Source organism: Geodermatophilus sp. SYSU D00758 (assembly GCF_054049955.1).
Genome location: NZ_JBJGYK010000021.1, coordinates 49,375 through 72,952, shown reverse-complemented (window position 1 = coordinate 72,952; position 23,578 = coordinate 49,375). Strand labels below are relative to the sequence as shown.

18 protein-coding genes are annotated in these 23,578 nt (G+C 75.6%); 15 read left to right on the top strand and 3 right to left on the bottom strand.

What is annotated here, in order from left to right:
- Positions 1 to 85: 85 nt before the first annotated feature.
- Both glgP and ACI8AC_RS16385 read left to right on the top strand, forming a co-directional pair.
- Positions 86 to 2,650 (top strand): alpha-glucan family phosphorylase, encoded by a 2,565-nt coding sequence (gene glgP, locus ACI8AC_RS16390; RefSeq protein ID WP_456898891.1) that lies wholly within the window; start codon positions 86 to 88, stop codon positions 2,648 to 2,650.
- Between the two features lie 144 nt (positions 2,651 to 2,794).
- On the top strand, positions 2,795 to 3,799 hold the full coding sequence (locus tag ACI8AC_RS16385; protein WP_456898890.1) for an FHA domain-containing protein: 1,005 nt from the start codon (positions 2,795 to 2,797) through the stop codon (positions 3,797 to 3,799).
- Positions 3,800 to 4,226: 427 nt separating this feature from the next.
- Here ACI8AC_RS16385 and glgX read toward each other — a convergent pair whose 3' ends face one another.
- Complete coding sequence (gene glgX, locus ACI8AC_RS16380) at positions 4,227 to 6,368, bottom strand: glycogen debranching protein GlgX (RefSeq protein ID WP_456898889.1); 2,142 nt, start codon at positions 6,366 to 6,368, stop codon at positions 4,227 to 4,229.
- A 76-nt stretch (positions 6,369 to 6,444) separates the two neighbouring features.
- Here glgX and ACI8AC_RS16375 point away from each other — a divergent pair, with 76 nt between their 5' ends.
- From ACI8AC_RS16375 to ligA, 9 genes are all read left to right on the top strand, one after another.
- Positions 6,445 to 7,236 (top strand): ABC transporter ATP-binding protein, encoded by a 792-nt coding sequence (locus ACI8AC_RS16375; RefSeq protein ID WP_456898888.1) that lies wholly within the window; start codon positions 6,445 to 6,447, stop codon positions 7,234 to 7,236.
- 190 nt (positions 7,237 to 7,426) lie between these two features.
- Complete coding sequence (locus tag ACI8AC_RS16370) at positions 7,427 to 8,212, top strand: enoyl-CoA hydratase/isomerase family protein (RefSeq protein WP_456898887.1); 786 nt, start codon at positions 7,427 to 7,429, stop codon at positions 8,210 to 8,212.
- Positions 8,213 to 8,402: 190 nt separating this feature from the next.
- Positions 8,403 to 9,182 (top strand): electron transfer flavoprotein subunit beta/FixA family protein, encoded by a 780-nt coding sequence (locus ACI8AC_RS16365; protein ID WP_456898886.1) that lies wholly within the window; start codon positions 8,403 to 8,405, stop codon positions 9,180 to 9,182.
- 54 nt (positions 9,183 to 9,236) lie between these two features.
- Entirely contained in the window at positions 9,237 to 10,199 is a 963-nt protein-coding gene (locus ACI8AC_RS16360) for an electron transfer flavoprotein subunit alpha/FixB family protein (RefSeq protein WP_456898885.1), read from the top strand.
- A gap of 167 nt (positions 10,200 to 10,366) precedes the next feature.
- Positions 10,367 to 11,758 (top strand): MFS transporter, encoded by a 1,392-nt coding sequence (locus ACI8AC_RS16355; RefSeq protein WP_456898884.1) that lies wholly within the window; start codon positions 10,367 to 10,369, stop codon positions 11,756 to 11,758.
- Entirely contained in the window at positions 11,755 to 12,945 is a 1,191-nt protein-coding gene (locus tag ACI8AC_RS16350) for a cysteine desulfurase family protein (protein WP_456898883.1), read from the top strand. The genes ACI8AC_RS16355 and ACI8AC_RS16350 overlap by 4 nt, the downstream gene beginning before the upstream one ends.
- Entirely contained in the window at positions 12,942 to 14,015 is a 1,074-nt protein-coding gene (gene mnmA, locus ACI8AC_RS16345) for a tRNA 2-thiouridine(34) synthase MnmA (RefSeq protein WP_456898882.1), read from the top strand. Before ACI8AC_RS16350 ends, mnmA begins: the two co-directional genes overlap by 4 nt.
- A gap of 198 nt (positions 14,016 to 14,213) precedes the next feature.
- Complete coding sequence (locus tag ACI8AC_RS16340; protein ID WP_456898881.1) at positions 14,214 to 15,275, top strand: methionine synthase; 1,062 nt, start codon at positions 14,214 to 14,216, stop codon at positions 15,273 to 15,275.
- Between the two features lie 59 nt (positions 15,276 to 15,334).
- Positions 15,335 to 17,488, top strand: coding sequence for an NAD-dependent DNA ligase LigA (gene ligA / locus ACI8AC_RS16335; RefSeq protein ID WP_456898880.1), 2,154 nt, complete (start codon positions 15,335 to 15,337; stop codon positions 17,486 to 17,488).
- Between the two features lie 106 nt (positions 17,489 to 17,594).
- Here ligA and ACI8AC_RS16330 read toward each other — a convergent pair whose 3' ends face one another.
- Complete coding sequence (locus ACI8AC_RS16330; RefSeq protein WP_456898879.1) at positions 17,595 to 18,275, bottom strand: ACT domain-containing protein; 681 nt, start codon at positions 18,273 to 18,275, stop codon at positions 17,595 to 17,597.
- A 201-nt stretch (positions 18,276 to 18,476) separates the two neighbouring features.
- On the opposite strand from ACI8AC_RS16330, the gene gatC reads away from it, so the two are divergent.
- The 4 genes from gatC to gatB are packed head-to-tail and all read left to right on the top strand — an operon-like array spanning position 18,477 to position 22,103.
- Entirely contained in the window at positions 18,477 to 18,890 is a 414-nt protein-coding gene (gene gatC, locus ACI8AC_RS16325) for an Asp-tRNA(Asn)/Glu-tRNA(Gln) amidotransferase subunit GatC (protein WP_456898878.1), read from the top strand.
- 5 nt (positions 18,891 to 18,895) lie between these two features.
- Complete coding sequence (gatA, locus tag ACI8AC_RS16320) at positions 18,896 to 20,419, top strand: Asp-tRNA(Asn)/Glu-tRNA(Gln) amidotransferase subunit GatA (protein ID WP_456898877.1); 1,524 nt, start codon at positions 18,896 to 18,898, stop codon at positions 20,417 to 20,419.
- Positions 20,416 to 20,595: a hypothetical protein gene (locus ACI8AC_RS16315; protein WP_456898876.1), complete on the top strand. Its 180-nt coding sequence runs from the start codon at positions 20,416 to 20,418 to the stop codon at positions 20,593 to 20,595. Before gatA ends, ACI8AC_RS16315 begins: the two co-directional genes overlap by 4 nt.
- Positions 20,592 to 22,103: an Asp-tRNA(Asn)/Glu-tRNA(Gln) amidotransferase subunit GatB gene (gene gatB / locus ACI8AC_RS16310; RefSeq protein ID WP_456898875.1), complete on the top strand. Its 1,512-nt coding sequence runs from the start codon at positions 20,592 to 20,594 to the stop codon at positions 22,101 to 22,103. The genes ACI8AC_RS16315 and gatB overlap by 4 nt, the downstream gene beginning before the upstream one ends.
- 246 nt (positions 22,104 to 22,349) lie before the next feature.
- On the opposite strand, the gene ACI8AC_RS16305 is transcribed toward gatB, so the two are convergent.
- Positions 22,350 to 23,477, bottom strand: a complete 1,128-nt coding sequence (locus ACI8AC_RS16305) for a PQQ-dependent sugar dehydrogenase (protein ID WP_456898874.1) — start codon at positions 23,475 to 23,477, stop codon at positions 22,350 to 22,352.
- Positions 23,478 to 23,578 lie beyond the last annotated feature (101 nt).

Sequence of the window (23,578 nt, the reverse complement as noted above, 5' to 3'; positions counted from 1 at the left end):
CATCGGCCGCGGGACCTCCCCGGACGGGTGGTGCGCCCTCCGGGGATCCGGTGTGGCGCGGCCGCCGCCTCACTAGTCTCGGCCCGTGCGAGCTCTCCGTCGGTTCACCGTCCGGGCGTCGCTCCCCGAGGAGTTGATGCCGCTGTCCCAGCTGGTCATGAACCTGCGGTGGTCGTGGCACCCCGAGACGCGGGACCTCTTCGAGGCCCTCGACCCCCAGCTGTGGCGCTCCTGCGGCGGCGACCCGGTCAAGGTGCTGGGGGAGGTCTCCGCCGAGCGGCTGGCCACGCTGGCCCGCGACCGCCGCTTCGTCCGCCGCCTGCAGGACGTGGTGGAGGACCTGGAGGAGTACCTGTCGGCCCCGCACTGGTACCAGTCGCTGGGCGGGCGGGACTCGACCAGCACGGTGCCGGCGAGCATCGCCTACTTCTCCGCCGAGTTCGGCATCACCGAGGTGCTGCCGCAGTACTCCGGCGGTCTCGGCATCCTGGCCGGCGACCACCTCAAGGCCGCCTCGGACCTCGGCGTCCCGCTGATCGGAGTGGGGCTGCTCTACCGGGCCGGCTACTTCGAGCAGGGCCTGTCGGCCGACGGGTGGCAGCTGGAGCACTACCCGGCGCTGGACCCCCACGGCCTGCCGGTCAAGCTGCTGCGCCGGCCGGACGGGTCGGCCGTCGTCATCACCGTCCCGCTGCCCGAGGGGCGGACGCTGCACGCGCACGTCTGGCGGGCCCAGGTCGGCCGCGTCACGCTGCTGCTGCTCGACAGCGACGTGGAGGAGAACGCCCCGTCCGAGCGGGTGGTCACCGACCGGCTCTACGGCGGCGACGAGGACCACCGCCTGCGGCAGGAGATGCTGCTGGGCATCGGCGGGGTCCGCGCCCTGCGGGCGTGGTGCCAGCTCACCGGGACGCCGGCGCCGGAGGTCTACCACGCCAACGAGGGGCACGCCGGCTTCCTGGGGCTCGAGCGCATCCGCGAGCTGACCGAGTCGCACGGGCTGTCGTTCGCCGAGGCCCTCCAGGCGGTGCGCGCCGGCACCGTGTTCACGACGCACACCCCCGTGCCGGCCGGCATCGACCGGTTCCCCCGGGCGCTCATCGAGCGCTACTTCGCCGGCTTCGGCGTCCCGCTCGACCAGCTCATCCCGCTGGGGGCCGAGGAGGACCCGACGAAGTTCAACATGGCCCACATGGGCCTGCGGCTGGGGCAGCGGGCCAACGGCGTCAGCCGGCTGCACGGCGAGGTCAGCCGGGGCATGTTCAACGGCCTGTGGCCGGGCTTCGACGAGGACGACGTGCCGATCACCTCGATCACGAACGGCGTGCACGCGCCGACGTGGACCGCGCGCGAGCTGGTCGAGCTGGGCACCCAGGCGACCAGCGCGGGCGACCCCAACGAGATCGCCGGGGACGTGCACTTCGACGGCGTGGACCGCATCCCGGCCGGTGAGCTGTGGAGCACCCGGCGGCTGCTGCGGGGCCGGCTCGTGGAGGAGGTCCGCCGCCGGCTGCGGGAGTCGGCGCTCTCGCGCGGGATGGCCGAGGCCGAGGTCGGCTGGACCGAGTCCGCCTTCGACCCCGACGTCCTCACCATCGGCTTCGCCCGGCGGGTGCCGTCCTACAAGCGGCTGACGCTCATGCTGCGCGACCCCGAGCGGCTGCGGGCGCTGCTGCTGGACGAGGAACGGCCGGTCCAGCTGGTCATCGCCGGCAAGAGCCACCCGGCCGACGACGGCGGCAAGCAGCTCATCCAGCAGATGGTGAAGTTCGCCGACGACCCCGCCATCCGGCACCGCATCGCCTTCCTGCCCGGGTACGACATCGGCATGGCCCGCTACCTCTACTGGGGCTGCGACGTCTGGCTGAACAACCCGCTGCGGCCGCTCGAGGCCTGCGGCACCTCCGGCATGAAGGCCGCGCTGAACGGGGGGCTCAACCTCTCCATCCGCGACGGCTGGTGGGACGAGTGGTTCGACGGCCAGAACGGCTGGGCCATCCCCACCGCCGACGGCCTCGGGAACCCCGACCGCCGCGACGAGGTGGAGGCGCGGGCCATCTACGAGCTGCTCTCCACCCAGGTCGTGCCGCGGTTCTACGAGACCGACCGGGACGGCGTGCCCACCCGGTGGGTCGAGATGGTCCGGCACACCCTCCGCGAGACCGGGCCGAAGGTGCAGGCGACCCGGATGGTGCGCGACTACGTGCAGCGGCTCTACGTCCCGGCGGCCGGCTCCTCCCGGGCCATGGCCGACGGCGGGTACGAGGCCGCGCGCAGCGAGGCGTCCTGGCGGGCCCACCTGCTCGAGCACTGGGGCGCCGTGCGGGTGGCCTACGTCGAGGCCACCGGCGCGGGGGACACCCCGGAGATCGGTGGGTCCCTGGCGCTGCGCGCCGAGGTCGAGCTGCCGGGCCTCACGCCGGGCGACGTCGAGGTGCAGGCGGCCTACGGCCGGGTGGACGACGTCGACGGGCTGCACGAGGTGACCACGCTGCCGATGAGCCACGAGCACGGGGACGGCTCCCGGCACTGGTTCACCGCCACGCTGCCGCTCGAGCGCACCGGCTCCTTCGGCTACACCGTGCGCGTGCTGCCGCACTCGGAGCACCTGTCCGACCCCGCGGAGCTGGGCCTGGTCGCCACGGCCTGAGCAAGGAGCCCGTCCCGTCCCGGGCGGGCCACGGGCGGCACACCCGTCCCGGCGGTCGCACCGGTCCCGCGACCGGTGCGACCGACCGGCGTGGCGGCGGCGGCCGGTCACCCGCTCGGGTGAGTCGTCATTAGGCTGGACGCCATGCCCGACCGCTGTGAAGTCCTGCCCGGAGACTCCGTCGTCGCCCGACGCGGGGGCGGGCTGCTGTGGGTGGACGCGCCCGGCTCGCCCGCACTGGTAGCCGCACTCCACGCCTGCCTGGGCATCTCCGGCCCGGGCGCCGAGCGGGTGCTCGCCGCGGTCGCGGGTCAGGTCGGCACGCTCGGCGGGTCCGCGTCCTTCGCGCTGGTGCTGAGCGACACCGCCGACGGCGCCGGCACCGGCGTGGCGCTCTGGGCGGGCAAGGGGCAGCCGGCCGTCGACGGCGTCCCGGTCTCCGGCAGCCCCGTGGAGGGCTGCTCGCTGGCCGCCGGGTTCCCGCTGGGCCAGACGCTGTTCGTCGGTCCCGGTCAGCCGGTGCCGACCATGCCCCCCGGTGTCGCCATGGACCTGGTGGAGGGGACCGTGCCCGGCTCGGGCGCCATGCTGCACCTGGCCGCTGCGGCGCACCCCTCCGCGGCCCCGGCCCCGCAGGCCGCCGCGGCGCCGTCGTCCTTCACCGCCAGCTCGGACTCCGGCTTCGGCAAGTCCGCCGGCTCCACCGGGTTCGGTGCCGGCTCGGGCGGGTTCGGTGCCGCCACCCCCCAGGCCGCCGACCCCGACGGCGGCGAGGCCACGGCCTTCTGGAAGCCCGAGGAGCCGGCCGCCCCCGTGCTGCGCTTCGACGACGGGCTGGTCGTCACCGTCGACGAGGACCTCGTCCTCGGGCGCCGGCCGGACAACCACGAGCTGGTCACCAGCGGGTCGGCGCGCCCGGTGCCCATCGCCGACACCCAGAACGTGCTCTCCTCGGCGCACGCGGCCGTCCAGCGCAGCGGCGGCGAGGTCTCGCTGGTCGACCTGGGCTCGCTCAACGGCACCCACGTCGCCGGTCCGGAGGCCACCGAGTGGACCCAGCTCGAGCCCGGTGTCGCCCACCCGCTCTCCGACGGTGACCGCCTCCTGCTCGGCTGGACGGTCATCACCTTCGAGCAGCCCCAGGACTGAGTGATCGGTCGGCCTACCGGCCTCCAACCGCGGCCAGGTGCCGTCCCCGGCTCGCGCTGAGCCCTGCCGCCGCACTCGTCGCGGGACCCTCCGGGCCCCACTCCTCGACGGCACCGCACCGCGGCCAGGTGCCGTCCCCGGCTCGCGCTGAGCCCTGCCGCCGCACTCGTCGCGGGACCCTCCGGGCCCCACTCCTCGACGGCACCGCACCGCGGCCAGGTGCCGTCCCCGGCTCGCGCTGAGCCCTGCCGCCGCACTCGTCGCGGGACCCTCCGGGCCCCACTCCTCGACGGCACCGCACCGCGGCCAGGACCCGTTGCGCGACTGCGGGGAAGTCGTCGCCCGCCGGTCGCCGGCGACGACCTCCCCGCACCCGCTGGTGCCGCACCGGCCCGGACGCACCCGCGGGACCAGCGCGCACGCCCGCTCAGGGGCGGCGCAGCACCCGCAGCAGCCAGACCGTGCGCGCGCCCATGGGCACCGCGCCGGGCGCGACGACCGCCGGACGGGGCGGGGCCCCCGTCGGGTACTCCGTCGAGACGACGAGCTCGTAGCCGTCGGCCCACGGCGGCCCGGGCAGGTGCACGGTCACCGGGGCGGGCCCGGCGTGCACCCAGACCAGGTAGGAGTCGTCCTCGACCGGGCGGCCGCGCTCGTCGCGGTGCCGGATCCCGCGTCCGTCGAGGTACATGCCGAGCGTCTGCAGCCCGGTGTCGAACCAGTCCCCGGTGCCCAGCTGGTCGCCGCGCGGGTGGAACCAGGCGAGGTCCCGGGTCCCCCCGGTGCCCGGGATCTCGTGCCCGTCGAAGAACGCCTCCTGCCGCAGCACCGGTGAGCTCCGGCGCAGCCCGACCAGCCGGGTGACGAAGGCCCGCAGGTCCTCGTCGACCGAGCGCCAGTCGATCCAGGACAGCTCGTTGTCCTGGCAGTAGGCGTTGTTGTTGCCCTGCTGCGTGCGGCCCAGCTCGTCGCCGGCGGTCAGCATCGGGACGCCGGTGGACAGCAGCAGCGTGGCCAGGTGGTTGCGGACCTGCCGCGTCCGGACCGCGAGGACCTCCGGGTCGTCGGTGGGGCCCTCCACCCCGCCGTTCCAGTTCCGGTTGTGGCTCTCGCCGTCCCGGTTGTCCTCGCCGTTCGCCTCGTTGCGCTTGCGCTCGTAGGTCACCAGGTCGGCCAGGGTGAAGCCGTCGTGGGCGGTGACGAAGTTGATGCTCGCGAACGGCCGGCGCCCGTCGGAGCGGTAGAGGTCCGAGGAGCCGGTGAGCCGGTAGGCGAGGTCCCGGACGCCGACGTGCGCGCCCGCCCAGACGTCGCGGACGGTGTCGCGGTAGCGCCCGTTCCACTCGGTCCACAGCGGCGGGAAGTTGCCCACCTGGTACCCGCCCTCGCCGATGTCCCAGGGCTCGGCGATGAGCTTCACCCGGCTGACCACGGGGTCCTGGTGGACGACGTCGAAGAACGCCGAGAGCCGGTCGACGTCGTGCATCGACCGGGCCAGCGCCGCGGCGAGGTCGAAGCGGAACCCGTCCACGTGCATCTCGGTGACCCAGTAGCGCAGCGAGTCCATGAGCAGCGCCAGCACCGGGGGACGACGGACGTCGAGGGTGTTGCCGCAGCCGGTGTAGTCGGTGTACCGGGACGGGTTCTCCCCGCCCAGCCGGTAGTAGCCGGGGTTGTCGATGCCCTTGAACGACAGGGTCGGGCCGGTCTGGTCGCCCTCGGCGGTGTGGTTGTAGACGACGTCGAGCACGACCTCGATGCCGGCCGCGTGCAGCGCCTTCACCATGGCCTTGAACTCGGTGACCTGCTGCCCGGCGGTGCCGGCCGAGCTGTAGGCGGCGTGCGGGGCGAAGTAGCCGAGGGTGTTGTAGCCCCAGTAGTTCGTGAGCCCGCGGCGCAGCAGGTGCGGCTCGCTGACGAAGTGGTGGACCGGCAGCAGCTCGACGGCGGTGACGCCCAGCGACCGGAGGTGCTCGACGAAGGCCGGGTGCGCCAGCCCGGCGTAGGTGCCGCGCAGGGCCGGGGGGACGTCGGGGTGCGCCATGGTCGCGCCCCGGACGTGCACCTCGTAGATGACGGTGTCCGACCACGGGGTGCTCGGCGGCCGGTCGCCGTCCCACGGGAACGAGTCGTGGATGACCACGCCGCGTGGCACGTACGGCGCCGAGTCCCGCGGGTCGGCGGTGGTGGCGTCCACCGCGCCCTCGGGGTAGCCGAACAGCGCCGGGTGGAGGGTGAGGTCGCCGTCGACGGCGCGGGCGTAGGGGTCGAGCAGCAGCTTGGCCGGGTTGTACCGGTGGCCGGCCCCGGGGTCGTAGCTGCCGTGCACCCGGTAGCCGTAGCGCTGCCCCGGGCCGACGCCGGGCAGCCGGCCGTGCCAGACCTGGTGGGTGGTCTCGGTGAGCCGGTGCCGGTGCTCCGTGCCGTCGCGGTCGAACAGGCACAGGTCCACCGCCTGCGCACCGGCCGACCACAGGGCGAAGTTGGTGCCGGTCCCGTCCCAGTGGGCTCCCAGCGGTGCGGGGGAGCCGGGCCAGACCTCGGCGTCGTCCGGGCTGCTCACGTACACCCCGCGATCCTGCCCCGGCGGGGCCGTGCCGGGGGGCAGGACGGGCGGAACGGATCCGGGTTGGTTGGATGGGCCCGTGTCGAGCGAGCCGGTCGTCGAGATGCGCGGGGTGGACGTCGTCCGGGGGCGGACGCACCTCCTGCAGGGCGTGGACTGGACCGTCGAGGCCGACCAGCGCTGGGTGGTGCTGGGCCCCAACGGCGCGGGGAAGACGACGCTGCTGCAGCTGGCCGCGGCGCACATGCACCCCACCCGCGGTGAGGTGCACCTCCTGGGCGAGACGCTCGGCGCGGTCGACGTCTTCGAGCTGCGCCCGCGGATCGGGCTGACCAGCGCGGCCCTGGCCCTGCGCATCGAGCCCGGCGAGCGCACCGGCGACGTCGTCCTCTCGGCCGGGTACGCCGTCGTCGGCCGCTGGCGCGAGCGCTACGACGTGCACGACCTGACCCGCGCGGCGGTGCTCATGGAGCAGTGGGGCGTCGGGCAGTACGCCCACCGCCCGTTCGGCACCCTCTCGGAGGGGGAGCGCAAGCGGGTGCAGATCGCCCGCGCGCTCATGCCCGACCCGGAGCTGCTGCTGCTCGACGAACCCGGGGCCGGCCTCGACCTCGGGGGGCGGGAGGACCTCGTGGGCCGGCTGGCCGACCTCGCCCGCTACCACTACGCCCCGGCGCAGGTGCTGGTCACCCACCACGTCGAGGAGATCCCGCCCGGGTACACCCACGCGCTGCTGCTGCGCGAGGGCCGGGTGGTGGCCGCCGGGCCGGTCGGCCGGGTCCTGGTGCCCGAGGCGCTGTCGGAGACCTTCGGCCTGCGGCTGGACGTGGAGCGCCGCGACGGTCGCTACACCGCCCACCGCGCGGCCTGAGGAACGGACCCTGCTGCCCCCCGCCACTCGCAGGCTCGCGGCGGGCCCTGCAGCAGGGCCGCCCTCCTCCCCGCCCCTCGCAGGCTCGGGGCGCGACCCGGGAGGGGGCCACCGCGAGCGGGCGAGCGGTGGGGGGCAGGGGGTCCTCTAGGGTGCGGACGACGACGTCGTCCACCCGCTGGAGGGCCCCATGGCAGCGCCGGAGTTCGTGACCCTGCAGGTGGCCGACGGGGTGGGCACCATCCGCCTCGACCGGCCGAAGATGAACGCGATCAACGAGCAGCTGCACATGGAGGTGCGGGCCGCGGCCATCGAGGCCGGTGCCCGCGAGGACGTCCGGGCGGTGGTGATCTACGGCGGCGAGCGGGTGTTCGCCGCCGGCGCCGACATCAAGGCCATGGCCGAGCTGGACGGCCGCACCATGGTGGCCTGGGGCCGCGAGCTGACCGACTCCTTCACGCGGGTGGCGAAGATCCCGAAGCCGGTCATCGCCGCGATCACCGGCTACGCCCTCGGTGGCGGCTACGAGCTGGCGCTGTGCGCGGACTTCCGGGTGATGGGCACCTCGGCCAAGGTCGGGCAGCCGGAGATCCTGCTCGGCGTGATCCCGGGCGCCGGCGGCACGCAGCGGCTGGCCCGGCTGGTCGGCCCGGCACGGGCCAAGGACCTGATCTTCACCGGCCGGCACGTCGGCGCCGAGGAGGCGCTGGAGATCGGCCTGGCCGACGCCGTCGTGCCGGACGACGAGGTGGCGTCCACCGCGGTCGCCATGGCGCGCAAGTTCGCCGCCGGCCCGCCGCTGGCGCTGGCCGCGGCGAAGCGGGCCGTCGACGAGGGGCTGGACCTCCCGCTGCAGGAGGGGCTGGGCCTGGAGAGCCGGCTGTTCGCCGAGCTGTTCGACACCGAGGACCAGGACACCGGCATGCGCTCGTTCCTCGAGAACGGCCCGGGGAAGGCCGCCTTCACCGGCCGCTGACCGCCGACCGGGCGGTGCCGGGCACGCCCGGGCGCAACCGCCCGTGCACGCGCCGTGGTGGGGCGCCCGGGGTGACCGGGGTCACCCCGGGCCGGGGTGGGCCCTCCGTTACCCGGCGGTAACCTCCACTATCGAGGCAGGCGGGCGCCGACCCGCAACCAGACACCCCAGCGCGGAGGTAGGTCTGACGATGGACATCGTCGTTCTGGTCAAGCAGGTCCCCGACTCCGGGAGCGAGCGCAACCTCGACCCGTCGGACAACACGGTCGCCCGGGGCAGCGCGGACAACGTCGTCAACGAGATCGACGAGTACGCGATCGAGGAGGCCCTGGTCCTCAAGGAGGCCCACGGCGGCGAGGTGACGGTGCTGACCGTCGGGCCCGAGTCGGCCTCCGACGCGATCCGCAAGGCGCTGTCGATGGGCGCGGACAAGGCCGTCCACGTGGTGGACGACGCCATCCACGGCTCCTGCGCGGTGCAGACCTCGGCGGTGCTCGCCGCGGCGCTGCAGCAGATGTCCTACGACATCGTGCTCTGCGGCGCGGAGTCCACCGACGGCCAGCTGTCGGTGATGCCGGCGCTGCTCTCCGAGCGGCTGGGCATCCCGCAGCTGTCGGGGGCCCGCAAGCTGACCGTCGAGGGCGGGGTCGCCAAGGTGGAGCGGCAGACCGACGGGGGCTACTGGGCCCTCGAGGCGCCGCTGCCGGCGATCGTGTCCACCTGGGACACCATCAACGAGCCGCGCTACCCCTCGTTCAAGGGGATCATGGCGGCCAAGAAGAAGCCGGTGGAGAAGAAGTCGCTGGCCGACCTCGGGGTGGACCCCTCCAGCGTCGGGCTGGCGACCGCGACCAGCCAGGTGCTGGACTTCACCGGCCGCCCGCCGAAGGGCGCCGGGGTCAAGGTCGTCGACGAGGGCGACGGCGCGGCCAAGCTGGTCGAGTTCCTCGCCAGCCAGAAGGTCGTCTGAGCACCGGCTCGGACCCGTCCGACCCGGCAATCGTCGAAGGAGACATCAGCAGTCATGGCAGAGGTCCTGGTCCTGGTCGAGGGCAACCCGACCGGCAGTGGGGTGCGCAAGACGACGCTGGAGGCGCTGACCGCCGCCCGGCCGCTCGGTGAGGTGTCGGCGGTCGTCGTCGGCGCCCCCGGCACGGCCGCCGCGGTGAAGGACGCCCTGGCCGAGTACGGCGCGCAGAAGGTCTACGTGGCCGAGTCCGAGGAGGTCGACCAGTACCTGGTCGCCCCCAAGGCCGAGGTGCTGGCCCAGCTCGTCGCCGACAAGCAGCCGGCCGCGGTCGTGATCCCGTCCTCCCCGGAGGGCAAGGAGATCGCCGGGCGGGTGGCCATCAGGACCGGCAGCGGGTTCCTGACCGACGTCACCGAGATCGCCGCCGACGGCACCGCGACCCAGGTCGCCTTCGCCGGCGCGACGATCGTGCACTCGAAGGTCACCACCGGCACGCCGATCTACACGGTGCGCGGCAACTCGGTCACCCCCGAGCCCGCCCCGGGCGCGGCCGAGGAGGAGCAGGTCGCCGTCTCCCTCTCGGACGCCGCGAAGCAGACCAAGGTGCTCGACCGCGTGGTGGAGCAGAAGTCCTCCCGCCCCGAGCTCACCGAGGCCTCCATCGTGGTCTCGGGCGGCCGCGGCGTCGCCTCGGCGGAGAACTTCTCGGTCATCGAGGGCCTGGCCGACTCGCTCGGCGCGGCCGTCGGCGCCTCCCGGGCCGCGGTGGACTCCGGCTTCTACCCGCACACCTTCCAGGTGGGGCAGACCGGCAAGACCGTCTCGCCGCAGCTCTACATCGCGGTGGGCATCTCCGGGGCCATCCAGCACCGGGCCGGCATGCAGACCTCGAAGACCATCGTCGCGGTCAACAAGGACCCCGAGGCGCCGATCTTCGAGCTCGCCGACTTCGGTGTCGTGGGCGACCTGAACACCGTCGTCCCGCAGGCCACCGAGCAGATCACCGCCCGCAAGTAGGAGGACCTCGAGAAGGACCCCGTCCTCCCCGCCCCTCGCACACTCCCGGCGGTGCCCAGGACGGGGCCGGGCCGCAGCGAGGCCGGGCGTCGAGCGCCGTCCCTCCGGGGGCGGCGCTCGACGCGTCTCCGGGGAAGGTGCCGCGGCCGTCCGCGGTTGGCGGGGACGTGGGCACGAGCGGGATCCTGGATCGTCAGCACCGGCTCCCGACGGCGGGCCTGCTGCTGCTGGTCACGCTCGTGGCGTTCGAGGCCATGGCGGTCGGGACGGCGATGCCCACGGCGGTCACCGAGCTCGACGGGCTGGCCTGGTACGGGTGGCCGTTCAGCGCCTACCTCGTGGCGTCCGTCGTCGGGATGGTGGTCGGCGGCGACGTGGGCGACCGGCGTGGGCCGCGGGCGGCGCTGGTCGGCGGGGTCGCGGTGTTCGCGGCGGGCCTGCTGGGCGCCGGGGCGGCCTCGGGCATGGCCGTGCTCGTCGCCGCCCGCGCCGTGCAGGGGTTCGGCGGCGGCCTGGTCGCGGTCGCCCTCTACGTGGTGGCCGGGCAGGCCTACGCCGCCGAGCTGCGCCCGCGGCTGTTCGGCGCCATCTCGGCGGCCTGGGTGCTGCCGGCGCTGGTCGGCCCGCTGGTCGCCGGGCTGCTGACGACCCACGCCAGCTGGCGGTGGGTGTTCCTCGGCCTGCTGCCGCTGGCCGCGCTGAGCGTGCTGCTCGTCCGGCCGGCGCTGCGCGGCCTCCGCCCCGCCGGGAACGCCCCCGGGGGTCGGCGCGGCGGGCGGGCGGTGTGGGCGTCCCTCGCCGGGCTCGGCATCGCGGTGCTGCAGCTGGCCGGCCAGCGGCTGGACCGGCCGGCCCTGCTGGTCGCCGTCCCCGGGGTCCTCGCGCTGGCCGCGGGGCTGCGCCGGCTGCTGCCGGCGGGCGTCGTCCGCGCCCGGCCGGGGCTGCCGGCGGTCATCGGCGCACGCGGCCTGCTGGCCGGTGCGTTCTTCGGCATGGACGTGCTGCTGCCGCTGTCGCTGACCCAGCTGCACGGCTACGGGCCGACCGCGGCGGGGATCCCGCTGACCGCCGGGGCGGTGGGCTGGGCGGTGGCCTCCCAGGTGCAGGGGCGCCACCCCGGCATCCCCCGCGCCCGGTTGCTGCGGATCGGGTTCGTGCTGCTGGCCGTCGGCGTCGCGGGCACCGCGCTGATCGCGGTGCCGGGGGTCGGCGGGTGGCCGGCCTACCTGACCTGGGCGGTGGCCGGGCTCGGCATGGGGCTGGGCATGCCCAGCGTCGGCGTGCTGCTGCTCGAGCAGTCACCGGAGCACCGCCGGGGAGCGGACTCGGCGGCGTTCCAGATCGCCGACGTCACCGCCTCCGCGCTCTGCGTCGGGCTGGTGGGGGTGCTGGTCGGGGCGGCGACCGCGGGGCTGCTGCCGCCGGCCGCGGCGGTGGCCGTGTCCGCCGCCGTCCTCGCCTCGCTGGCCGCCATGGGCGCGGCCGTGTCACCGCGGACCGCGGTCCCGGCCGTCCCGGCCGACGACCGGGCCGCCCGGACTACCCTGGCGGCGTCATGACGTACCTCGACCACGCGGCGACCACGCCGCTGCTCCCCGAGGTCCTGGCTGCGATGACCGAGCAGCTCGGCCGGGTGGGCAACGCCTCGTCGTTGCACGCCAGCGGGCGGGCCGCCCGCCGGGTCGCCGAGCAGGCGCGCGAGCGGCTGGCCGAGGCGCTCGGTGCCCGGCCCTCCGAGGTCCTCTTCACCGGTGGCGGCACCGAGGGGGACAACCTGGCCGTCAAGGGCATCTTCTGGGCCCGCCAGGAGGCCGACTCCCGCCGCCGGCGGCTGGTGGTCAGCCCGGCCGAGCACCACGCGGTCCTCGACAGCGCCGAGTGGCTGGCCAAGCACGCCGGTGCCGACCTCACCTGGGTGCCCGTCGAGCCCAGCGGGCGGGTGACCCCCGACGCCCTGCGCGCCGCCCTCGGCGACGGCGACGACGTGGCCGTGGCCAGCGTCATGTGGGCCAACAACGAGATCGGCACGGTGAGCGACCTCGCCGCCCTCGCCGCCGTGGCGCACGAGGTCGGGGTGCCGCTGCACACCGACGCCGTGCAGGCGGTCGGCCAGGTGCCGGTGGACTTCGGCACCAGCGGCGTCGACGCCCTCACCATGACCGGGCACAAGCTCGGCGGGCCGGTGGGCGCCGGGGTCCTCCTGCTGCGCCGGGACGCCGAGTGCATGCCGCTGCTGCACGGCGGCGGGCAGGAACGCGACGTCCGTTCCGGCACCCTGGACGTCGCGGCCATCGTCGGCCTCCAGGTGGCCACCTGCCTGGCCGTCGCCGGCCGGGAGGACCGGGCCACGCGGCTGCGGGACCTCCGCGACCGGCTGGTCGCCGGCGTGGTCGCGCAGGTGCCCGACGCCCAGCTCAACGGTGCGCCGCTGGACGACGAGGTCGCCGGCGGTCCCGGACGCCTCCCCGGCAACGCCCACCTGTCCTTCCCCGGCGCGGAGGGGGACGCCCTGCTGATGCTCCTCGACGCGCGCGGGGTCGAGTGCTCGACGGGCTCGGCCTGCAGCGCCGGGGTCGCCCGGCCCAGCCACGTCCTGCTGGCCACGGGGGCGGACCCCGACCGCGCCCGCAGCTCGTTGCGGTTCAGCCTCGGGACGACGTCCACCGACGCCGACGTCGACGCCGTGCTGGAGGTCATCGGCCCGGTCGTGGAGCGGGCCCGCCGCGCGGGGATGAACCGGCGATGAGGGTCCTCGCGGCCATGAGCGGGGGCGTCGACTCCGCCGTCGCCGCGGCGCTGGCGGTCGACGCCGGTCACGACGTCACCGGGGTGCACCTGGCCCTCTCGCCCGACCGCCGGGCGCTGCGCAGCGGCGCGCGCGGCTGCTGCAGCGTCGAGGACGCCCACGACGCCCGCCGCGTCGCCGACGAGCTCGGCATCCCCTTCTACGTGTGGGACCTCGCCGAGCGGTTCACCGAGGACGTCGTCGACGACTTCGTGGCCGAGTACGCGGCCGGCCGCACGCCCAACCCCTGCCTGCGGTGCAACGAGCGGATCAAGTTCGCGGCGGTCCTGGACCGGGCGCAGGCGCTGGGCTTCGACGCGGTGGTGACCGGTCACCACGCCCGGCTGGCCGACGGGCTGCTGCGGCGCTCGGTCGACGCGGCCAAGGACCAGTCCTACGTGCTCGCCGTCCTCCGGCCGGAGCAGCTGGCCGGCGCGCTGTTCCCGCTCGGGGGCACGACCAAGCAGCGGGTGCGGGAGATCGCCGCCGACCGCGGCTTCGCGGTGGCCGCGAAGGCGGACTCGCACGACATCTGCTTCATCCCGGACGGCGACACCCGCGCCTTCCTGGCGCGCCGGCTGGGCGAGCAGCCCGGCCCGGTCGTGGACGCGGGGACGGGCGCGACCGTCGGGACGCACTCGGGGACCTACGGCTTCACCGTCGGGCAGCGCCGGGGGCTCGGCGTGGCGGCGGGAGACTCCCGGCCGCGCTACGTCCTGGGTATCGAGCCGGTCTCCCGCACCGTCACCATCGGCACCGCCGACCTGGCCGGCGTGGGGGAGGTCCGCACCGCGGCCCCGACCTGGACCGCGGCGGCACCCTCGCTGCCCCTGCGCGCCGAGGTCCAGCTCCGGGCGCACGGCACCCCGGTGCCGTGCACCGTGCGGCCCGCACCCGAGGGCGGTCTGGCCATCGAGCTCGACACCGCCCAGCGCGGCGTCGCCCCCGGGCAGTCCGCGGTCCTCTACGCCCCGGACGCCGAGCGCGGTGACCTCGTGCTCGGCCAGGGAGCCGTGCTCGGCACCTCCTGAGGTCACCGCACGGTGGGGCGGCCGGCCCGGGTCGTGACCGGGTCGGTGATGTGCAGCCGCGGCGCACGATCCGCGGCGAGCTGCGCACCGACCGCACACCACCCGGTCGGCGAGACGCTCCGCGGTGGCTGCTCGCCCACCCGAGAGCCGCGGGTGACCGGTGCGGGCGACGGCGGCCGGCGGACTACCGTCGCCGTCGTGGCCCCACCGATCGACCCGGTCCCGCCGACGGAACCCGTCCCCCCGGCCGGCCCCTCGCCCGAGGAGGAGCCGACCCCGGTGGGGTTCACCTGGGGGCCCGCCACCGGGGTCGGCTCCCTGCCGTCCACCGACCCGGTCGAGGCGCTGCGCGTGGTCACCGGTGAGCTCCCGGGGTTCGCCCACCTGCCCGAGCTCCCGGCCCGCGGCCCCGGCGCCGACCTGATCGGCCGCAGTGCCGCCCTCCTGGTCGACCTCGCCGTCGAGCTGACCCCGGCCGGGTGGCGGCTGGTGCCGCGCGGCGGGGTGGACCAGCGCCGGGCGCGGGAGTTCCTGGCCCGGGACCTCGACGCCCTGCACGAGGTCGCGGAGGGCTGGACCGGCCCGTTCAAGGTCCAGGCCACCGGGCCGTGGACGCTGGCCGCCGGGCTCGAGCGGACCCGGGGCGACCGCGCGGTCGTCGACGCCGGCGCGCGGCGCGACCTGGCCCAGTCCCTGACCGAGGGGCTGCGCGCGCACCTCGCCGCGGTGGCCGCCCGCGTCCCCGGGGCCCGCGTCGTCGTCCAGCTCGACGAGCCGTCGCTGCCCGCCGTCCTCCAGGGGGCGCTGCCCACCGCCAGCGGCTTCGGGAAGCTGCCCGCCGTCGAGGCCGCGGTGGTCGAGCAGGAGCTCGCCGCCGTGGTCGCGGACCTCCCGGGCCCGGTGGTCGTGCACTGCTGCGCGAGCCGGGCCCCGCTGGACCTGCTGCGGGCCGCCGGCGCCGCGGGCCTGTCCTTCGACCACGGCCTGGTGCAGGACCTCGACGCCCTGGGCGCGGCCGTGGAGGCCGGCGTCCACCTGCTGCCCGGTGTCGTCCCCGGCACCGACGCGACCCTGCCCGCGCCGCGGGCCACGGCGTCCCGGCTGCAGGCGTGGTGGCGCGAGCTCGGTTTCCCGGCCGAGCAGCTGCACGGCGCGGTCACGCTCACGCCCGCCTGCGGCCTCGCGGGGGCCACCCCTGGCTACGCCCGGCAGGCCATGACCGCGGTGCGCGAGGCCGCCCGGTACCTCGTGCCCGACTGAGCCGACCCGACCGGGCGACGTGCCGGTTCGCCGTCCTACCGGCGGGCTACCGTTCGGCCGTGACTTCGGAAGCCGTCGACCTGGACGAGCCGTCGGTCGTGCCCGTGGCCGACCGCGAGGACCTCACCGAGGTCCCCGACGAGGCGCGCACCCGGCACCGCGACCTCTCCGAGGAGCTGGACCGGTACGCCTTCGCCTACTACGTCCAGGACGCCCCGCTGGTCAGCGACGGCCAGTACGACGAGCTCATGGCCGAGCTCAAGGCCATCGAGGCGGCGCACCCGGCGCTGGTCACCCCCGACTCGCCGAGCCAGAAGGTCAACGGCGGGTTCGCCGCCACCTTCGCACCGGTGCAGCACCTCGAGCGCATGCAGAGCCTGGACAACGCGTTCAGCAGCGACGAGCTGTCGGCGTGGGCCGCGCGGGTCGAGCGCGAGGTCGGCACGGGCGCCCGCTACCTGTGCGAGCTCAAGGTCGACGGCCTGGCGGTGGCGCTGCTCTACGAGCACGGCCGGCTGGTCCGCGCCGCAACCCGGGGGGACGGCGTCACCGGCGAGGACGTCACCGCCAACGTGCGCACCATGCGCGACGTGCCGCAGCAGCTGACCGGCGGGGACCTGCCCGCGCGGCTCGAGGTCCGCGGGGAGATCTACTTCCCGGTCGAGGCGTTCGCCGACCTCAACGCGAGCATGGTCGAGCAGGGCAAGGCGCCCTTCGCCAACCCGCGCAACGCCGCGGCCGGCTCGCTGCGGCAGAAGGACCCCCGCATCACCGCCTCCCGGCCGCTGCGCCTGGTCGTCCACGGCCTGGGCGCGCACGACGGCTGGCGGCCCGAACGGCAGTCCGAGGCCTACGCGCGGCTGCACGAGCTCGGCCTGCCGACCAGCGACCGGTACGAGGTCGTCGACGACCTCGAGGGGGTGTGGGCCTACGTCGAGCGCTACCGGGAGCAGCGGCACTCGGTGGAGCACGAGATCGACGGGGTCGTGGTGAAGGTCGACCAGGTCGCGCTGCAGCGGCGGCTGGGCTCGACCTCGCGCGCGCCGCGCTGGGCGATCGCCTTCAAGTACCCGCCCGAGGAGGCGACCACGAAACTCCTCGACATCCGGGTCAACGTCGGCCGCACCGGCCGGGTCACCCCGTTCGCCTTCATGGAGCCGGTCAAGGTCGCCGGGTCCACCGTGCAGCTGGCCACGCTGCACAACGCCTCCGAGGTGCAGCGCAAGGGCGTGCTGATCGGGGACACCGTCGTCATCCGCAAGGCCGGCGACGTCATCCCCGAGGTGCTCGGCCCCGTGGTCGCCGCCCGCACCGGCGGGGAGCGGCCCTTCACGATGCCGACCCACTGCCCCGAGTGCGGCACCGAGCTGCGGTACGAGAAGGAGGGGGACGCCGACATCCGCTGCCCCAACGCCCGGTCGTGCCCGGCCCAGCTGCGGGAGCGGGTCTTCCACGTCGCCGGTCGCGGCGCCTTCGACATCGAGAACCTCGGCTACGAGGCCGCGGTCGCACTGCTGCAGGGCGGGCTGCTGCAGGACGAGGGGGACGTGTTCTCCCTCGACGGGGACGCGCTGTGCCGCACCGCGTTCTTCACCAGGAAGGACGGCGCCCTGTCGGCCAACGGCCAGAAGCTGCTGGCCAACCTGCAGACGCGCAAGGACGTCCCGCTGTGGCGGGTGCTGGTCGCCCTCTCCATCCGGCACGTCGGCCCGACGGCGGCGCAGGCCCTGGCCCGCGACTTCCGCTCGCTCGACCGCATCGCCGGGGCGAGCGAGGAGGAGCTGGCCGCCGCGGACGGCGTCGGGCCCACCATCGCCGCGAGCGTCCGCGACTGGTTCGCCGTGGACTGGCACCGGGAGGTGGTCGAGAAGTGGCGGGCCGCGGGGGTCCGCATGGCCGACGAGGGTGAGGACACCGGGCCCGGCCCGCTGACCGGGGTCACCGTCGTGGTCACCGGCTCGCTGCGGGACTTCAGCCGGGACCAGGCCACCGCCGCGATCCAGGAGCGCGGGGGCAAGGTGACCGGCTCGGTGAGCAGGAAGACCGGCTTCGTCGTCGTGGGCGCCGACCCGGGCAGCAAGTACGACAAGGCCGTGCAGGTCCGGGTGCCGGTCCTGGACGACGACGGGTTCCGCGTCCTGCTCGACGAGGGGCCGGAGGCCGCCCGCGCCGTGGCCACCGTCGGCGACGGCAGCGAGCCCGCGGAGCAGTAGCAGCGGCCCCCGTCCCGGGGCCCCCCAGCGGGTGACGGACCGGAACGGTCCCCTTCCAGGGGCCCGCCCCGAGCCTGCGAGGGGTGGGGAGGAAGGGGGTCCTCTCTCAGTCGGGGGGCAGGTGGGCGACGGCGGCGGCGATCCCGGTCAGGTGGACCAAGCGCAGCAGCTCCGAGCGGCGGAACGCCGGTCCACCGGAGCGGCCGAGCAGCACCGCCGTCCAGGGGCTGCCGAACGGGGCGGCCATCATCTCGATGGCCATCTCCCGCCACCGCTCGGGCAGCCACGCGTCCTCGCTGGGCAGCAGCCGAGGGGTCTCGAGCGGCAGCCAGGGCAGCGTCATGCCGTCGAGGGCCGGGGCGGCGTCGGAGGCGGCCAGCACCTCGCACGGGGAGTCCGCCGTCCCGTGCAGCACGGCGGCCCACCCGCTGTGGAAGACGCGCGGCAGCTCGGCGGCCAGCACCTTGACCGGCAGCGTGCTGGGAGGAGTGGTGGCCGCCCGGGACAGCGCCTCGAGCAGGTCGAGCTCGCGGTGGGTGTCCAGCGGCCCGGCGAAGGGGCGCAGCGACTCGACCTGGACGCCCTCCACCGCGTGCGCGGCGGTGATGAGGCTGTCGGGGAGCCGGTCCGGGGGCAGGTCGACCACGATGTCGTCGACCGCGACGCCACCGCCGCGTTCGAGCACGTCGACCGAGACGATGTCGACCCCGGCGAGGCCCAGCGCCGTCGCGACGGCCCCGAGGATGCCGGGCCGGTCGGGGACGACCAGCCGGAGGAGGTAGGACACGGTCCCTCCGCGGGAAGCGCTCTGGGTGCGGGCCGATCTCCGTCGATCGCGGTCGGACCAGCTTCCCCCATCGCCGCTCCGCCGGTCGAGGTGCCCCTCCGCCGGGACGGGCGGGCGACCGGTCCCACGTACAGTGGCGAGGTTGGTCCTCCGGCCCGGACAGGGCCGCCCGTCCCCGGTCGAAGTGGAGTCCCTGCCGCTGTGAGCAGCCCCGCCCCCCAGGACGTCGACGACCGCGGTGGCACCGCCGGACCCGGGCGCCGTGACACCGCCGGACCCGGGCGCCGTGACACCGCCGGACCCGGGCGCCATGACACCGCCGGGCTCGGCCGCCAGGACGTCGCGCACCTGGCCCGCCTGGCCCGCCTGTCGCTGCGCGAGGAGGAGCTCGACGCCTTCGCCGGCCAGCTGTCCGCCGTCCTCGACGCGGTGGCGCAGGTGGGCCGCGCCGACGTCGCCGACGTCCCGCCGACCACCCACGCCGTCCCGCTGACCAACGTGTCGCGACCCGACGTGGTGACCCCGAGCCTGCCGCGTGACGTCGTCCTCGCCCAGGCCCCCGCGGCCGAGGACGACCGGTTCCGCGTGCCGCAGATCCTCGGCGAGGAGGAGTGACCCCGGTGGACACCGACCCGACCACCCTCGACGCCGTCGAGCTCGGCCGCCGCCTGGCGGCCGGCGAGCTGACCTCGGTCGACCTGACCCGTGCCTTCCTCGACCGGATCGCCGAGCGCGACGCCGGCCTCGGGGCCTACCTGCACGTCGACGGCGACGCGGCGCTCGCCCGGGCGGCGGAGATCGACGCCGCCCGGGGTTCCGGGGTGGAGCTCGGCCCGCTGGCGGGGGTGCCCGTGGCGCTCAAGGACGTCTTCGTGACCGAGGGCGTCCCCACCACCAGCGGCTCGCGCATCCTCGAGGGCTGGCGCCCGCCCTACGACGCGACGGTCACCACCCGGCTCAAGGCGGCCGGGACCGTCCTGCTGGGCAAGACGAACATGGACGAGTTCGCGATGGGCTCCTCCACCGAGAACTCCGCGTACCGACCGACGCGCAACCCGTGGGACCCCGACCGGGTCCCCGGCGGCTCGTCCGGCGGGTCCTCGACCGCGGTCGCCGGCGGGCTGGCGCCCTGGGCGCTGGGCACCGACACCGGCGGGTCGATCCGCCAGCCGGCGGCGCTCACCGGCCTGGTGGGGCACAAGCCGACCTACGGCGGCGTCTCCCGCTACGGGATGATCGCGTTCTCCTCCAGCCTCGACCAGGCCGGCCCGATGGCCCGCACGGTGCTCGACGCCGCGCTGCTGCACGAGGCGATCGGCGGGCACGACCCGCGCGACTCGACGAGCATCGACGCACCGGTCCCGGTGCTCGCCGAGGCCGCCCGCCGCGGCGCCGGCGGGGACCTGGCCGGCCTGCGCGTCGGCGTGGTCCGCGAGCTCGGCGGCGAGGGGCACACCGACGGCTACGAGCCGGGCGTCCTCGCGCGGGTGCGGGAGGCGGTGGCCCTCCTGGAGCGCCTGGGTGCCGAGGTCCGCGAGATCTCCTGCCCGGCCTTCGACCTGGCCCTGCCGGCCTACTACCTGATCGCCCCGAGCGAGGCGTCGTCCAACCTCGCCCGCTTCGAGGGCATGCGGTTCGGCCTGCGGGTGGGGGACGACGGGTCCCGGTCGCTCGAGGAGGTCATGTCCCTGACCCGCGAGGAGGGCTTCGGCCCGGAGGTCAAGCGGCGGATCATCCTGGGCACGTACGCGCTGTCGGCCGGCTACTACGACGCCTACTACGGCCAGGCCCAGAAGGTGCGCACCCTCATCAGCCGCGACTTCACCGCCGCCTACGAGGACGTCGACGTCCTGGTCAGCCCGACCAGCCCCACCGTGGCCTGGCCGATCGGCGCCCGCGTCGACGACCCGCTGGCCATGTACGCCGCCGACCTGTGCACGCTGCCGGCCAGCCTCGCCGGCGTGCCGGCGATCTCGGTGCCGGCCGGCCTGTCCGACGGGTTGCCGGTCGGGCTGCAGGTCATGGCCCCGACGCTGGCCGACGACCGCTGCTACCGGGTCGCCGCGGCCGTCGAGGCGGCCCTGGACGACGCCCGCGGGCACCGGCTGCTCGACGAGCTCGACCGGCGCCCGGTGGCCTCGTGAACGGCGCCCTCAAGGCCGCCTGGGCCCTGACGGCGTTCGTCGTCCTGGTGGGCCTGGTCGGCTGGCTCGTCACCGGCGAGGCGTTCTTCGCCGTCTTCATCGTCCTGGGCGTGCTCACCGCCCTCGGCGCGTGGTTCACCGGCCGCACCGGCCCGAAGGAGGGCAAGCGCCCATGACCGTCACGCAGACCGGCGACCGGCTGGTCGACTTCGACGAGGTCCTCACCCGCTACGAGCCGGTGATCGGGCTGGAGACCCACGTCGAGCTGGGCACCGCGTCGAAGATGTTCTGCGGGTGCGCCACCACCTTCGGCGCCGAGCCCAACACCCAGACCTGCCCGGTGTGCCTGGGCCTGCCCGGGTCGCTGCCGGTGGCCAACGCCGCGGCGATCGAGGCGACCATCCGGATCGGCCTGGCCCTGGGCTGCCGGATCGCTTCCTGGTGCCGCTTCGCGCGGAAGAACTACTTCTACCCGGACATCCCCAAGGGCTTCCAGACCAGCCAGTACGACGAGCCGCTGTGCACGGCCGGTCACCTCGACGTCGAGGTCGACGGCGAGACCTACCGGGTGGAGATCGAGCGGGTGCACCTCGAGGAGGACACCGGCAAGAACCTGCACGTCGGCGGGGCCACCGGGCGGATCCACGGTGCCGACCACTCGCTGGTCGACTTCAACCGCGCCGGCATCCCGCTGGTGGAGATCGTCACCCGCCCGGTCGCCGGCGCCGGCGCCAAGGCCCCCGAGGTGGCCCGGGCCTACGTCACCGAGCTGCGCGACATCATCCAGACGCTCGGGGCCTCCGACGTCCGGATGGAGCAGGGCAGCCTGCGCTGCGACGTGAACACCTCGCTGGCGCCGATCGGGAGCCTCGAGTGGGGTACCCGCACCGAGACGAAGAACGTGAACTCGCTGCGCAGCGTCGAGCGGGCGGTCCGCTACGAGATGCGCCGCCAGGCCGCGGTCCTCGACGCCGGCGGCCGCGTGCTCCAGGAGACCCGGCACTTCCACGAGGACACCGGGTCGACCTCGCCCGGGCGCAGCAAGGAGGAGGCCACCGACTACCGGTACTTCCCCGAGCCGGACCTGGTGCCGGTCGCCCCGGACGCCGACTGGGTCGAGCGGCTCCGGGCCGAGCTGCCCGAGCTGCCGGCGGCCCGGCGCCGGCGGCTGCAGGGGGAGTGGCAGCTGTCGGCCACCGAGATGACCTGGCTGGTCAACGCCGGGGCGCTCGGCCTGGTCGAGGAGACCGTCGCCGCCGGGGCCACCCCCGCGGAGGCCCGGAAGTGGTGGCTCGGTGACCTGGCCCGCCGGGCCAACGACACCGGCGTCGAGCTGGCCGACCTCGCCGTCACCCCGGCGCAGGTGGCCGAGCTCGCCCGGCTGGTCGGCGAGGGGACGATCAACGACAAGCTGGCCCGCCAGGTGCTCGACGGGGTCCTGGCCGGCGAAGGCGATCCCGCGCAGGTCGTGCAGGCCCGCGGGCTGGCGGTCATGGGGGAGTCCGACGAGCTCGTGGCCGCGGTCGACGCCGCGATCGCCGGCGCGCCCGACGTCGTGGAGAAGGTCCGCGGCGGCAAGGTCCAGGCCCTCGGCGCGCTCGTCGGCCAGGTCATGAAGGCGACCCGCGGCAAGGCCGACGCGCCCACCGTCAAGCGGATGCTCGAGGAGCGCGTGCTCGGCTGAGCCGCGCGCGGTCGGGGCGGCCCGTCCTCACCCCCGGGGCGCCGTCCTCGCGGTACGCCGCGAGGACGGCGGCCCCGCGGCGAGGTCGCCGGCCGGGCGAGCGGGCCCGGAGGCTCCCCGCCGGGCGGGCACGGGATCCGGGCGGTCCGCAGGACCGTGATGTCTCCGGGCGGTCCGCAGGACCGTGATGTCTCCGGGCGGTCCGCAGGACCGTGATGTCTCCGGGCGGTCCGCAGGACCGTGATGTCACAGCGGGGAGTCGCTGGCCCCACCCGGCGGCAGGATCCGCAGCACCTTGTCGTCGTCCTCGGCGGGGCTGCCGATCCCGTCGCGGTTCGACGTGGTGATCCACAGCGCGCCCTCGGCGTCCAGGACGACGGTGCGCAGCCGGCCGTAGCGGTCGGCGAGGAACTGCTCGAGCTCGCCCTCGACGGCGCCGCCGCCGTCGAGCTGGACGACGTGGACCCGCCGGCCGTCGAGGGCCCCGAGGTACACGGTGCGGCCGGCGACGGCGCACCCGCCCAGGCCACCGGCGGCCGGTTCGATCTCCAGCAGCGGTGCCGTGGCGTCCGGCCCCGGGGCCGGCCAGCCGTGGTCGGTGCCGGGCCGGACGGCGTTGAGCTCGTCGGGCCCCTGCGCGAACTCGTCGGTGGCGAACAGCGTCTCGTCGCCGCCGAGGCACAGCGCGGTGACGTCGCTGTGGCCGCGGCTGTGCACCGGGTCCCCGCCCACCGGCCGGCCGAAGACGTCGACGTGCAGCACCTTCCCGCCCAGGGAGGCGGGGTCCTGGGCCAGCGCCGGGTTCCCGGCGTCCCCGGTGCCGACGTACAGCGTGCCGTCGGGGGCGAACAGCAGCCCGCCGCCGTTGTGCACCTCGCCGCGCGGGATGCCGGTGAGCACCGGGTTGGGCGTGCCGCCCATCGGGAAGCGGACCACCCGGTTGTCCGTCGGGGTGGAGACGTAGGCGTAGAAGAGGCCGTCCTGGTCGAAGGTCGGCGACAGCGCCAGCCCGAGCAGCCCGCCGTCCCCCGCGGTGTCGATGCCCGGCACGGTCATGAGCTCGCGGGCGGGGGAGCGGTCGGGGAAGACCTGCAGCAGCCGGCCGGTCTCCCGCTCGCCGACGACGGCGGTGCCGTCGGGCAGCACCACGAGGCCGGTGGGGACGACGAGGCCCGAGGCGACCACGTTGGGGTCCCCGCCCTGGTCCTCGGCGTTCGGGTCGGCGGGCTGGCCCGGCTGCGGGGGCGGCGTGGTCTCGGCCGGCGGGCCGACCTGCGGCGGCGGGTCCTCGGGCAGGGGCTGCCACGGGCCGGCCGCCTCGTAGCCGTCCGAGCCGCAGCCGGCCAGCAGGACGGCGAGCAGCGCGGCGGCCACCCCCCGGGAGGCCCCTCGCACGCACCGCCGGCTCACCCCGGCAACAGTACGTGCGGCACGGCCCGGGATCGGGTTCCGAGCCCCCGGGACGACCGGTGCCC